We start from the raw sequence: 13,030 nt of genomic DNA, 5'->3' as shown, positions 1-13,030 counted from the left end.
GATCCACCGAAAGCGCCTTGCTCATTCATGCTGGCCTCCGCCTCCAGCAGGAATGTTGAATCAGAACCCGGCTCCCTTGGGAATCCCCGGAGATTCAATCAGGTCGCAAAGTGCTCTAGGCCGTAGCTGGAAGTACTCGGGCCTCTCAACTCGGGTCAGCGATACGCAGAAGGCATCATCTCCCAGGGTTACCAAACATCTGCATGATGCTCGGGGTACATTCGCAACGCGTCTTCGGCGAGCAGGGCTGACCGCTCCAGAAATTGCTGACGTACTCGGATGGGACGAGGAACGGGTCGAGAAGCTGCTCGCGATCTACGTGGATCGTCAGACCATCGTCATGGGAATCGCCGAACGGATCCAAAGGCTCGAAGCCGAAGCCCGAGTCGCGCAAAAACCGCCTGGCCCTGTCTCGATGACAAGAGCGTCGGTCGATGCAGTCGGGTCAACGAAGCCGTCGACGGTCCGTAAGTTGGCGACGGCCAGCAACGAGGAAAGAAACCGCATGAAATACCCCTTGATCGGACTCTGCGCACTGATGGGCGACAAGGGGGTTGAACGTCGAAGCCCATGGGTGAGCGACGATTGGCTCGGCGCCGAGATCGCTCGCGATCCGTGGCTGTTCCGCGAAGTTGAGTTTGAAGCTGGCTACTTCGATCTGCCGTCCGACGCTGACGCGTTGCGGTGGCCGATCCCCGCCGCAACGGCCGAAGAGATGGGTCGCCGACTGACAGCCTCCTACCGCTAAGTCAAACGGCGATATTTCGACGAAGGTGTCACGCCACACTGATCGGTGCGCCCTTAGCCGCGCGTTCCATGAACTCACAAAGCCATTCCAACTAAAAACACGCCGAAATGGTTTTGGGAATCGCTCGTCCAAAACAGCCAAATATGATCCGTAGGCGGATCAAATTTATTTCAGATTATGCCTCAAAAACAACCATTTATTGGAGCGGGCGGCGGGAATCGAACCCGCACGAAAAGCTTGGGAAGCTTTCAGGCTACCACTACATCACGCCCGCGGAAGCTGGCGCCAGCCTAGCGGAATGCGCGGGACGCTCAAGCGCGGACTGACGCAGGGCCGATTTCTCCAATCCTGTGACATTCACTCCGACATCAGAGTCTTTGTCATCTGCGCGACGTAGAGTATTCGTTACAAATGTTTGGAGAACATAAGTCCGTATCCGGATCGACTGTAATAATTGCACGTTTTTCTGTCATTTGAACTTTGCATTGAAGTCCTAAAGGCGGCGACGGGATCGCCAGATCGTGTCGGAACGATGCGGCGGCGATCAACCCGTTTCCAACCCGAGGGGATATCGATGCTTCGTCTGACCAAGGTTCTGATGGCCGGTGCGGCCGTGATGGCGCTGGCCGCCTGCGGCTCCGCCGAAGTGGCGTCCCCCGGCGAGGGCGATTTCGGCTCCGGCGGCGGCACGGGTGGCGGCACAGGCCCCACCCCGCTCCCGCCCGGCACCCCGGCCGCTGACTGCCCCACGGGCCTGACCAATGTCGGCACCGTCGCCGGCGGCACCCTGCGCGCCTGCCAGTTGCCCGAGACGATCTCGGGCTCGCTGACCCTGTCGGTCCGCGCTGGCACCATCTACGCCATCTCGGGTCGCACCCAGGTCGGCACCGACCGCGGCGCCGATCCGGCCGCTCCGGTCGCCGGCAGCGTCCAGGGTATCCTGACCATCGATCCGGGCGTGAAGGTCTTCGCCTCGGGCGGTTCGGACTACCTGCTGGTCAACCGCGGTTCACAGATCTTCGCCGAAGGCACCGCGACCCAGCCGATCATCTTCACCAGCCGCCAGAACGTCGAAGGCGCCACCAACCTGAGCTCGCAAGGCCAGTGGGGCGGCCTCGTCATCGCCGGCCGCGCGCCGACCGCCGTCTGCCCGGCGGGCGTCACGGCCCCGAACGCCTCGTGCGTCGGTCAGGTCGAGGGCACCAGCGCCAACTACGGCGGCAACACCCTCGCCGACAACTCGGGCCGCCTGCGCTACGTGCAGGTCAACTTCTCGGGCTTCGAACTGTCGCCGAACAACGAACTGCAGGCCCTGACCCTGGCCGGCGTCGGCTCGGGCACCACGGTCGAGTTCTTCCAGTCCTACAACTCGTCGGACGACGGCATCGAAATCTTCGGCGGCACCGTCAACCTGCGCAACATCGTCATCAACGGCGCTGACGACGACGGTCTGGACACCGACACCGGCTGGCGCGGTGGAGCCCAGTTCGGCATCATCACCCAGAAGCCGACGGCCGTGACCAACGGCAGCCGTGGCCTGGAATGGTCGGCCGCTCCGTCGGGCACTGCCTTCTTCGCCCAGCCCAAGGTCTCGAACTTCACCATCGTCGGCCGTAACGCCGCTGTGGCCGCTGACGCGCTCATCACGATGAACACCGGCACCCAGCCGACGGTCATCAACTCGGTGTTCACCAACCCGACGACCTCGGCCGCCGCCTGCCTGGACATCGACGACGCCCAGACGGTCACCAACGCTCCGATCTTCCGCTCGGTCTACTTCGCCTGCTCGCGTCCCTACGAAGACGACTCGAACGTGAACGCGGCGGCCACCGCCGCAGTGTTCATCTCGGCCACCAACGTGAACAACACGGCCGCCGGCACCTCGACGATGACGGCCCCGGCCGGCGCGACGATGACCAACAACGGCCTGACCTTCATCAACGGCGCCAACGAGACGGCCGTCGTGGCGACCAACGGCAACGCCCTGTATCCGTTCTTCACGTCGGTGACCTACATCGGCGCCGTGCGGAACACCGCCGACACCTGGTACCTCGGCTGGACCTGCGGTCTGGCGGCCGGTTCGACCTGCTGATGACGAAGGCCGGGGCGGTCCTTGCGGGCCGCCCCGATTTCGCCGTCCCTTTCGTTGAACCCCCTTCAAGGCGCAGATCATGAAGACGCTCTCCCTGACCCTGAGCGGGGTCCTGCTGGCCACCAGCGCGTTGATCGCGCCGGGGCTCGCCTACGCTCAAACTGCTCCGGCCGAAGCTCCCGCCCAGGTCGCGGCGCCGGCTGAACCGCAGGACGAATCGACCCAGGTCGACGAGATCGTCGTCCTCGGCCGCTACATTCCCGAGCCGAACCGCGAGAGCCCGGAAGTCGCGGCCTTCCTGACCGCGGAAGACCTGGCCCGCACCGGCGATTCCAACGCCGCGGAGGCCTTGACCCGCGTGACCGGCCTGTCGATCGTGGAAGGCCGCTTCATCTATGTCCGCGGCCTGGGCGAGCGTTACTCCTCGGCCCTGCTGAACGGCTCGCCCCTGCCGAGCCCCGAGCCGCTGCAGCGCGTGATTCCGCTGGATCTGTTCCCGTCCGACATTCTGGCCGGCGTGACCGTCCAGAAGACCTACTCGGCCAACTATCCCGGCGAGTTCGGCGGCGGTCTGATCGACCTGCAGACGATCTCGACCCCCAATGATCCGTTCTTCACCTTCAAGGCCTCGCTCGGCGGTAACACCGAGACCACGGCGCAGGACGGCCTGATCTACTACGGCGCGCGTACCGACTTCCTGGGCTTTGACGACGACACTCGCGACATCCCCGGTCCGGTCGCTCTCGGCTTCGCTTCGGGCAGGCGCATCAACTCGGCCAACTTCACGGCCACAGAACTCCGCCGCATGGGCCAGTCGCTGGTCAACGCGCCGCTTCGCCTGCTGCAGCGCGAGCAGATCCCGGTCAACTTCGGCCTGGGCTTCACGGGCGGCGCGTCGACCGAGACCGGTATTGGCACGCTCGGGGCCGTGTTCGTGGCCGGATACGACAACAGCTCGAGGACCCGCGAGGGTCAGCGCGACAGCGGCCGCCTCGACAGCGGTAAGCTGGTGCTCGCAAACGACTACGACTTCATCTCGACCCAGAACGACATCCAGCTGAATTTCCTGGGCGCGCTCAGCCTCGAGAGTGGCGACAACACGATCAAGTGGACCAACCTCTACGTCCGCAACACGACCAAGGAAGCGCAGAGTGTCGACGGCATCGACGATCTTGGCGGCCAGGCTCGGCGTCGCACGGACCTGACGGCCTGGTATGTCCGTCAGCTTCTTTCGACGCAGCTGACCGGCGACCATTTCTTCGGCGAGGCCTGGGAGTTCAACTGGCGCGCCGCCTACGCAAAGACGTCGCGTGACGCGCCTTACGAGAACAGTTTCGGCTACGGCGTGAATGCCGCTGGAAACTTCGTTCATTCGATCCAGTCCAACTCGATGGCGTTCAGCGAACTTGATGACGACGTTGTGTCGGGCGGCGCGGACCTCAGCTATATCCTTCCGCTATCAGACTACCGCGAGGCCAAGTTCACGGTCGGCGTCGCCGGCTATGACAATAATCGCGACTCCCAGGAGCGCCGCCTGCGCTTCAACGCGATCAACACGCTTTCGGCCGACCAGCTGGAATCGCGGGTCGACTATCTGTTCTCGGACTTCAACATCGGCCCGTTCCTCCAGATCGAGGAAGTGACCGGGTCGAACGGCGCCGCCGCCTTCGAAGGCCAGCTGACGGTCAACGCCGTCTACGGCCAGATCGAGGCCGAGGTGATCCCGCTGGTCAACCTGACCGTTGGCGTTCGCTACGAGGACGGCCAGCAGACGGTCAGCCCGGTCGACCTGTTCGGCAGCACGACCGGCCTGGTCCGCACCGAGATCCAAGAGCAGTACGTCCTGCCCGCGGCCACCGTGACCTGGAACTTCGCCGAGGACATGCAACTGCGACTGGCCGCGTCCAAGACCATCGGCCGTCCGCAGTTCCGCGAACTGGCGCCACAGCAGTTCCGCGATCCGGAAACGGACAGGACCTTCATCGGCAACCAGTTCCTGGTCGATACCGAGATCATGAACCTGGATGCCCGTTTCGAGTGGTACTTCGCCCGCCAGCAGTTCATCACGGCCGGCGTCTTCTACAAGGACCTGGAAAATCCGGTTGAATCCAGCGTCGTCGATCAGGGCGCGAGCATCTCGCAGACGTTCCTGAACGCGCCCCGGGCGCGGATCATCGGCGCCGAGATCGAGGCCAAGAAGTATTTCGAGTTCCCGGACTCGGGGATGGACTTCATCGCCAACAAGCGTTGGCTGGTGCAGGCCAATTACACCTTCTCGGACTCCGAAGTGACCGTTGAGACCGGCGACAAGGTCCTGACGCAGAGCGGTCTGGGCGTGCCCGAGAATGCGGCCTTCTACGTGATCGATGGCAGCCGTCTGCAGGGTCAGTCGGATCACGTCGCCAACCTGCAACTGGGTTGGGAAGACGACATGGCTCGCTCGCAGGCGACCTTCATCCTGAACTACGTCTCGGAGCGGACCTCCGCCCGGAACATCGCCGGCAACCCGGATCTGATCCAGGAACCCGGCGCCTTCCTGGACTTCGTCTATCGCAAGGACTTCGACGTCATCGGCCGCGAACTGGGTCTGGCCGTCGAACTGCGTAACCTGCTCGGCACCGACTATCAGGAATACATCGAGCTGGGTTCGACGAAGATCGATGTCAACTCGTATGACCTGGGCTCCAGCGCCTCGATCAGCCTGACCGCCCGCTTCTAAAAGGGGCTTGCGATTTCAAAGACCGGGGCCGTCCACCGCGAGGTGGGCGGCCCTTTTCTTGTTCCTCCCCCGTCGTGGTCGGCCCCCTCCATCACGTCGCGAAGTGCGCCGCGCCACCTCCCCCGATGGGGGAGGATCTTAGTCCACCGCCCGATAGACCACCTCGCCATCGACCACGGTCAGGACGGCGAGGCCCCCGGGGATGTCGGCTTCAGGGACGGTCATCAGGTCGATGTCGAAGGCGGTGAAGTCGGCGCGTTTGCCGACCTCGATGGTGCCCAGCTCGTCTTCGCGGAACGAGGCGAAGGCGGGCCACAGGGTGAACATCTTCAGGGCCGTGGCGCGGTCCACGGCCTCGTTCGGGCGCCAGTCGGGTCCCTGGAAGCCTTCCAGATCGCGGCGGGCGACGGCGGCGTAGAATTCGATCAGGGGATCGCCGCGCTCGACCGGGGCGTCGGAGCCTCCGACCACGACGACGCCCAGATCCACCAGACTGTGCCAGGCATAGGCGCCGTCCAGGCGGGCGTCGCCGAGGCGAGCCGATGCGAAGTGGAAGTCGCCGATGGCGTGGCTGGGCTGCATCGAGGCGATGATCTGCAGGTCCCGGAACATCGGCTCATCCCCGGGGCGCAGGATCTGGGCGTGCTCGACGCGCCAGCGCGGTTGGGCAAGGCCGCGTTCACCGGCGGGCACGGCGGCCATGGCGTCGCGGTACCAGGTCAGAACCTCGGTATTGCCCCGATCGCCGATGGCGTGGGTGGCGACCTGGATGCCGCTGCGCAGCGCGTTCTCGTAGAGCGGGGCCATGTCCTCGCGCGTCGTCTGCATCAGGCCCGAGGTGTGGGGGGCGTCGCTGTAGGGTTCATGCAGGGCGGCGCCGCGCGAGCCGAGAGCGCCGTCGACATAGTATTTGATGGCGCGGGTGACGATCCGTCCGTCGGCGACGCTGCGGGGGCCCGAGGCGATCAGGGCGGCGCCGCCGTCGGGGGTGACCGAGTTGTAGACTCGCAGCGGCGCCTCCCCGGCCTCGGCCATCTGCTCCAGCAGGGGGATGTCGGACCAGGGCGCGCTCATGAAATGGATCCCGGTCCAGCCGTAGCGGGCCTCGACCCGGAAGCCGGCGCGATAGGCGTTCCGCTTCGCCTCGGGATCGGCCTGGGGCATCAGGGGCGCGAGCAGGGACATGGCGGCGTCGACGATGAAGCCGGTCGGTTGTCCATCGGGGCCCTTGGCGATCTCTCCGCCCGAGGGGGCGACAGTCGAGGCATCGATCCGGGCGGCGGCGAGAGCGGGCGAGGAGGCGGTGATGGCGTGGCCGTCGGCGCGCTCCAGCAAAACGACCCGGCCGGGTGCGGCGGCGTCGAGGTCGGCGGCGGTCAGGAAGCGGGCGCCGTTGGCGCTTTCGGGCCAGCGGGTCTCGATCCAGCCGCGACCGATGATCGGACCCTCGGGGTGGGCCTCGGCCCAGGCGGTCAGTCTGGCCATGGCGTCGACGACGGAGGTCGAGCCCTCGAGGTTCAGCGTCAGCTCGCGCCAGCCGATGCCGTCGAGGTGGGCGTGGCCGTCGGTGAAGCCGGGGAACAGGGTGGCGCCGTCCAGATCGATGACGGTCAGACCCTCGGTCGAGGGCGCATCGGCGGCGGCCCCGACCCAGGCGATGCGGCCGTCGCGGGCGATCACGACCTCGGCCGTCGGGGCGGCGTCATTGCCGGTGTGGATGGTTCCGCCCCGGATCAGCAGGTCCTGGGCCTGTGCGGGGAGGGCGAGGGCGGCGAGGGCGGCGGCGGTCAGGAACGAGCGGAGCATGGGGTCACCGGGCTGGTGGAAATCGGACGGCGGAGTTGCGGGGATTGGCGCGCGAAGGTCAAGGTTTGGCGGAGTGGAGATGGCCCGGACTCCAGAACACCGCCCGAAGCGTTCGAAGTGTCCGGGAAGGCGTCCGGACTCCGGAAATTGGAGTCCAGATAGTCCGTAGAGTCTACCTGGCTGGGGGGCGTGATGGCGATGTCAAAGACCGCGACCAGTGTCTCACGGTTTTCGGGAGCGGCTGGGATAAGGCCTCTGAATAATTCCGACCGTTGATTTCAAAGGCAGATTCGGCCGATCCGTTGATGGGTATGGGGCCCATTCCTTCTCCCCTTGCGGGAGAAGGTGGCAGCCGAAGGCTGACGGATGAGGGGTCACGCGGGCGGTCGGAGTAACGGTCAGTGTGACCCCTCACCCGCCCGCGCCAGGACGACGGCTGTCGCCGCCGTGCGCGGGCTCCCTCTCCCGCAAGGGGAGAGGGGCAGGATCAAGCCGCCGGAACCCCGACCACGTTGTCGACCGATCCTGTGGTGACCGGGTGATAGCCCGGCCGCGCCGTCGCATAGACGCGCGTCGCGATGGGACGGCCCCAGTCGCCCTGGCCCCACAGCGAGGTGTAGAGCGGCAGGACGAATTTGCGGCGGCCCTGCGAGGTCAGGAACCGCTCCAGCGTCGGAACGGCCGGCTGGTAGCGATGGGCGACGGCGATCTGGAGCCACTGGAACAGGACCTCGGCATTGCCTTCGGCGCGCAGGTTCAGGGTGGTTTCCAGATCGGCGAGCTGGGCGTTGGTCAGCCACGGCCGGGTCGCGGCGGCGCCTTCAGGACGCCAGGCGAGGAAATGCTGGCGCTCCTGCGTCGACCAGCCGCTCCACGGGATGGCCGAGGCCGGGCCCTTGTCGGCGAAGAAGGCGTCGGCGGCCGTGTCCACGGCGGTCAGGGCGGTCGAGACCGGGGCCTGGGCGTTCGAGGGCAGGCCCGGCTGATAGACCCAGTTGTCGAGCTGCAGTTCACGCTCCAGCGCGGAATCGCCACGCACCAGATTGGCGCGGATATCGACCAGGAAGCCGCCGGCGGTCATGGGCCTGAAGGCGTTACGCTCGAAATAGCCCTTCAGCCAGGCGTCGAAGCGCTCGCGGCCGACGATCCGCTCGATCGTGCGCAGGAAGGCGGCGCCCTTTTCATAGGGGATGTCGTTCAGACCGTCGTCGGGGTCGCGACCGTCGAGGTCGACGTGCAGGCGGGTATCGAGCGGGGCCATGTCGGCCAGCGACGACTGCAGGTCGTTCCAGCCCAGGACCTGGAGCATCAGGGCGCGGTCGCGGCCGTAGACCGCCTCCATGATGCGGTTCTCGAAATAGGTGGTCGTGCCCTCGTTGAGCCAGATGTCGGCCCAGGTGGCGTTGGTGACGAGGTTGCCGGACCAGGAGTGGGCCAGTTCGTGGGCGACCAGCGAGACCAGCGACTTGTCGCCGGCGACCACGGTCGGGGTGGCGAAAGTCAGGCGCGGGTTCTCCATCCCGCCGAACGGGAAGGAGGGCGGCAGGATCAGCAGGTCGTAGCGGCCCCAGCGGTAGGGACCGTAGAGGGCCTCGGCGGCGTCGACCAACTGGCCCATTTCGGAGAATTCGGCCTTGGCGGCGTCGAGACGGCCGGGCTCGGTCCAGACGCCGACGCGGGCGCCTTCGGACGCAAACTTCAGGTCGCCGACCGCGAGCGCGATCAGATAGGGCGGGACCGGATTGGTCATTCGGAAGCGATACGCGTGCATGCCGTCAGCGGCGCGCTCGCCGTCGGGGGTCAGCATCTCGGCGGACATGACTGCGGTCAGGGCCTCGGGGACGGTGATCTTGGCCGAATAGGTCTGGCGGATGCCGGGGCTGTCCTGGGTCGGGACCCAGGTGCGGGTCAGGATGGCCTGGCCCTGGCTGAACAGGAAGGGTTGCCGGCCGCCGGCGGTCTGGGCCGGGGTCAGCCACTGGAGGGCGGCGGCGTCAGGGCGGGTGGAATAGGTTACCACGATCTTCTGCACCTTGCCGGGCTCGAAGGCGGGGACGGTGACCGTCAGGGCCTGGCCCTTGATCGGATCCTCGGCGCCGAGGGCGAACTGAAGCGGATTGCCCTTGTCGTCGGCGACGGAGCGGATCTCGAGGTTCTTGATGTCGAGAATGACCTGGGTCGCGCCGGGCTCGCCGGTGACGTCGAGGGTGGCCGTGCCGCTGAGGGTCTTCGCCGTGAAGTCGGCGACCAGGTCCAGATCGACATGGTTGACCCGGGCGATGGCGGGCTGGGCCCAGGAGTGGATGTCGCGTTCGAAGGTCACCGGGGCCGTGGCCGAGGCGGGCAGGGGCGGCATGTCGGACTTCGTATCCGACTGCCCGCAGGCCGCGACGGCGGCGAGCAGGGCGGCGGTGGAAACCATGATGAGAAGGCGGGCGCGGGACATCGAGGCGTACTCCGAAACGGTTTGGCGCGGAGGGAGCCTCGAAAGCGCGGCGAGATCAAGTCCTACCCGGCGGTGACCGGTATCGTGTTGCGCGCGACGAACAGCTTGCCCCGCTCCGCCAGCAGGACGAAGCCGAGGGCGACGATCCCGCAGGATGTGATGCCGAGAGTCATGGGGACGACCGTGCCGTCGAACGCCTGGCCGATGGCGAAGCCGATCAGCGAACCGATGATGGTCGAGATGAAGCCCTGGGCCGAGGAGGCCGTGCCGGCGATATGGCCCATCGGCTCCATCGCCATCGAGCCGAAATTGCCGGCCAGCAGTCCGAAGCAGAACATGGTGCAGGCCTGAAGAATGCCGAAGGTCCAGATCGTCTCGTGGCCCGAGAGGGTGACCATGAGATGGATCGCGCCGAAGGTGATGAAGCCCAGCAGGGCCGTGTGGCCGATCATCCGCGAGCCCAGTTTCTCGACCAGTTTCGCGTTTATGACGGAGGCGATGGCGATGCCGCCGGCGATCAGGGCAAAGACGGTGGTGAACAGGCCCGGGGCCTTGAACACGTCGAAAAAGATCTGCTGCGAGGAGTTGATGAAGGCGAACAGGGCACCGGTGATCGCCGTCATGGCCAGGGTGTAGCCGATGGAGATGCGGTTGGTGACGGCCTCCCTGAAGGCGAGTGCGACGCGACGCGCCTCGATCGGCAGGCGATCCTCGGGGTGCAGGGTCTCGGGCAGGCGGAGGCCGGCCCAGATCATCAGGGCGACGCCGGCGAAGGCGAGGACGCCGAAGATCGCCTCCCACGGCGCGACCAGAAGGATGGCCTGGCCGAGCGAGGGGGCGATGACGGGAACGCCGAGGAAGACGAGGAAGCTGAGGCTCATCACCCGCGCCATGGTCCGGCCGGAGAAGCGATCACGCACGATCGAGACGGCCAGAACCCGTGTCGCGGCCGAGCCCATGCCCTGGCCGATGCGGGCCAGGATCAGGGTCTCGAACGTCGGGGCCAGCATGGCGAGGAGGCTGAACGCGACATAGATGCCGACGCCGATCATCAGGACGGGTTTGCGGTTGAACCGGTCGGCGAGCGGGCCGTACACGATCTGCATGGCACCGAAGCCCAGCAGATAGGCGGTGATGACCCACTGGCGGCTGTTCTCGTTCGCGACGCCCAGGGCGTCTCCAATGTCGGGCAGGGCCGGCAACATGGAGTCGATGGCCAGGGCGTTGAGCGCCATCATCAAGGCGATCATGCAGACGAACTCGGGAAAGCCCGGGCCTTTGGGCCTGGCGATTTCGTTTGTGGCTGAGGTCATCGTGTCCAGATGCGCGTTGAGGCGCCGGCCCGCAACCGGCCAGTCTGTAACTTTTCGCAACTGCGAGATGACGGCTGCGACGCAGGGGCTAGGGCATGAACTGGATGGTGCGGGCGAACCTGTGATCGACCGCGGACCGGTCGGTCGTCGCATCCGCCATCAGGGCGATGGCGGCGTCACCGAAGCCCATGCCGGGATGGGTCTCTTCCAGAACGGCGCATTCACCGACGCGGCCGTCGGCGAAGGCCGTGCATTCCAGGGTAACCGCAACGCTCTGGAGCAGCGGCGCCGGAGCGGGTTCGAGCGCCGTCATCGACGCGGGTTCGACGGTGAGCGCCGCGCGGGTGAGCTGGCCCAGCGAGGGGTCGGCGAACAGGGCGAGGGCGAGGGTCAGAGCAATCATGGGACGGGCCTTTGGACTGCCGGATTAATGATCGGCGAACCGGAGCGTTCCCGCTGTGCCGCAGACGACGTCGGACCTATCGCTGATGTGACCCGTTCGGCACACTGTGTGATCCTGACGGAAGGCGATCCATGGCGAAGAGACCGGCGACGGCGAAGAAGACCCTGTCGGCGGCGAACCTGAAGGCGCTCGGGGACGCGCGTCTGGCCGATCTGCTGATGGAGATGGCGGGCGAGGACGCGGGCTGGAAGCGGCGGCTGCGCATGGAGCTGGCGGCCGAGGTCGGTGCGGCCGATCTGGCGCTGGAGATCGACAAGCGGCTGAACACCCTGGCGGGTAGCCGGACCCGGGTGTCGTCGCGGAAGCGGCCGGAGTTGCTGGCCGACCTGGCGACCGTCCGCCGGATCATTGTGGACAGGCTGGCGGCCATGGATGCGCGGCTGGGGCTGGACCGGCTGGTGGCCTGGTTCGACCTCTATCCGGGGCTGGCCGCGCGGGTGAAGGATCCAAAGGGCGAGCTGGCCCTGCTGTTCGACGGGTCAGCGACGGAACTGGCTGCGACGGCCTCGCTGGCGGGGGCGGAGGTGGCGGCGCCGATCCTGATCGAGGCGCTGAATACGCGACTGTCGGAATGGGGAAGCTGGATCGGGCGCGGGGCGGCGGGGCTGAGCAGGCCCCTGGCGCAGGCCCTGCTGCTCGGGATCACCCAGGGGAGGCCCAGGCCCACCGGGCGGCTGGCGCTGGTGGTGAGGAAGCTGGCGGACCGGGCGGGCGACCTGGACGCCTGGGTCTCCTCGCTGCCGGAGGAGGATCGGGGCAAGCCGGAAATCGGGGCCGAGATCGCGCGACGGCTGGCCGAGGCGGGACGGGCGGGAGAGGCGCGGGCGGCGCTGGAAGCGTCGCGGCCGCGGCCGGTCGAGGCGTCACGCTGGGGCCGGCGTGAACCGGAACCGCCGCCGCCTCCGCCGGAAAACTGGCTGACCGCCGAGATCGCCGTGCTGGAGGCCGAGGGCGATGCGAAGGGCGCCAGCGATGCGCGCTGGATGCTGTTCGAGCGGACCCTGGCCGAGGCGCCGCTGCGGGCCGAGATCGCCAAACTGGCCGATTTCGAGGACGTCGTCGCCCTGGACCGCGCTTTCGCCCATGCCGCCGCCTACCCCGACGCGACGGCGGGCCTGAGGTTCCTGATGACCTGGCCGGCGCTGCGCGAGGCGGGGGAGATGGTGGTGGTGCGGGCCGGCGACCTGCGCGGCTCGGCCGATGAGGTTCCGCTGTGGGCGTCGCGGCTGGAGGGGCGGCATCCGGCGGCGGCCCTGGTGCTGTTGCGGGCGCGGGCGGTGGCCCTGACGCGGCTGGCGCTGAGCCGCGGGGGCGAGGAGATCGAGCATCTGGTCCAGCAGGCCGCAGCGCTGGCCGCCCAGACCGGCGACGACGGACAGGACGGGTTCCTGCTGGCTCTGGAAGAGGCGGCGCGCCCGGTGCGGCGAGGGTGGCGCTGAGAAT

The 13,030-nt window shown here is 67.0% G+C and carries 8 protein-coding genes and 1 tRNA gene; 4 read left to right on the top strand and 5 right to left on the bottom strand.

Going from position 1 to position 13,030, the window contains the following annotated elements; genetic code table 11:
• Nucleotides 1-319: 319 nt before the first annotated feature.
• Nucleotides 320-748 carry a hypothetical protein gene (locus ACP7A5_RS10880; protein WP_426041949.1) on the top strand — a complete coding sequence of 143 codons (429 nt, stop codon included), beginning with the start codon at nt 320-322 and terminating at the stop codon, nt 746-748.
• Between the two features lie 200 nt (nt 749-948).
• On the opposite strand, the gene ACP7A5_RS10875 is transcribed toward ACP7A5_RS10880, so the two are convergent.
• Nucleotides 949-1,022, bottom strand: a tRNA-Gly gene (locus tag ACP7A5_RS10875).
• A gap of 300 nt (nt 1,023-1,322) precedes the next feature.
• Here ACP7A5_RS10875 and ACP7A5_RS10870 point away from each other — a divergent pair.
• Together ACP7A5_RS10870 and ACP7A5_RS10865 are read left to right on the top strand one after the other, a co-directional pair.
• Nucleotides 1,323-2,840, top strand: a complete 1,518-nt coding sequence (locus tag ACP7A5_RS10870; protein ID WP_426041948.1) for a hypothetical protein — start codon at nt 1,323-1,325, stop codon at nt 2,838-2,840.
• Nucleotides 2,841-2,919: 79 nt separating this feature from the next.
• The gene (locus tag ACP7A5_RS10865; RefSeq protein ID WP_426041947.1) at nt 2,920-5,559 is read left to right on the top strand and encodes a TonB-dependent receptor plug domain-containing protein; all 2,640 of its coding nucleotides are present in this window, start codon (nt 2,920-2,922) and stop codon (nt 5,557-5,559) included.
• A 138-nt stretch (nt 5,560-5,697) separates the two neighbouring features.
• Here ACP7A5_RS10865 and ACP7A5_RS10860 read toward each other — a convergent pair whose 3' ends face one another.
• From ACP7A5_RS10860 to ACP7A5_RS10845, 4 genes are all read right to left on the bottom strand, one after another.
• A complete protein-coding gene (locus ACP7A5_RS10860; protein ID WP_426041946.1) occupies nt 5,698-7,365 on the bottom strand; it encodes an amidohydrolase in 1,668 nt (555 codons plus the stop codon).
• A 487-nt stretch (nt 7,366-7,852) separates the two neighbouring features.
• Nucleotides 7,853-9,811, bottom strand: coding sequence for a M1 family metallopeptidase (locus ACP7A5_RS10855; RefSeq protein ID WP_426041945.1), 1,959 nt, complete (start codon nt 9,809-9,811; stop codon nt 7,853-7,855).
• Between the two features lie 62 nt (nt 9,812-9,873).
• Entirely contained in the window at nt 9,874-11,124 is a 1,251-nt protein-coding gene (locus ACP7A5_RS10850; protein WP_426041944.1) for a multidrug effflux MFS transporter, read from the bottom strand.
• An 88-nt stretch (nt 11,125-11,212) separates the two neighbouring features.
• On the bottom strand, nt 11,213-11,527 hold the full coding sequence (locus ACP7A5_RS10845) for a hypothetical protein (protein ID WP_426041943.1): 315 nt from the start codon (nt 11,525-11,527) through the stop codon (nt 11,213-11,215).
• A gap of 131 nt (nt 11,528-11,658) precedes the next feature.
• On the opposite strand from ACP7A5_RS10845, the gene ACP7A5_RS10840 reads away from it, so the two are divergent.
• Nucleotides 11,659-13,026, top strand: a complete 1,368-nt coding sequence (locus ACP7A5_RS10840; protein WP_426041942.1) for a DUF6880 family protein — start codon at nt 11,659-11,661, stop codon at nt 13,024-13,026.
• The last annotated feature ends 4 nt before the right edge of the window (nt 13,027-13,030 follow it).

It is taken from the genome of Brevundimonas sp. TWP2-3-4b1, assembly GCF_049897665.1.
Classification (GTDB): Bacteria; Pseudomonadota; Alphaproteobacteria; order Caulobacterales; family Caulobacteraceae; genus Brevundimonas; species Brevundimonas subvibrioides_B.
This window is presented reverse-complemented; position numbering and strand designations above follow the sequence as displayed.

Excerpts from the sequence above, each read along its gene's own strand:
- ACP7A5_RS10840 (WP_426041942.1), top strand. The coding sequence starts at position 11,659 with ATGGCGAAGAGACCGGCGACGGCGAAGAAGACCCTGTCGGCGGCGAAC.
- ACP7A5_RS10845 (WP_426041943.1), bottom strand. The coding sequence starts at position 11,527 with ATGATTGCTCTGACCCTCGCCCTCGCCCTGTTCGCCGACCCCTCGCTG.
- ACP7A5_RS10860 (WP_426041946.1), bottom strand. The coding sequence starts at position 7,365 with ATGCTCCGCTCGTTCCTGACCGCCGCCGCCCTCGCCGCCCTCGCCCTC.
- ACP7A5_RS10865 (WP_426041947.1), top strand. The coding sequence starts at position 2,920 with ATGAAGACGCTCTCCCTGACCCTGAGCGGGGTCCTGCTGGCCACCAGC.
- ACP7A5_RS10850 (WP_426041944.1), bottom strand. The coding sequence starts at position 11,124 with ATGACCTCAGCCACAAACGAAATCGCCAGGCCCAAAGGCCCGGGCTTT.
- ACP7A5_RS10855 (WP_426041945.1), bottom strand. The coding sequence starts at position 9,811 with ATGTCCCGCGCCCGCCTTCTCATCATGGTTTCCACCGCCGCCCTGCTC.
- ACP7A5_RS10870 (WP_426041948.1), top strand. The coding sequence starts at position 1,323 with ATGCTTCGTCTGACCAAGGTTCTGATGGCCGGTGCGGCCGTGATGGCG.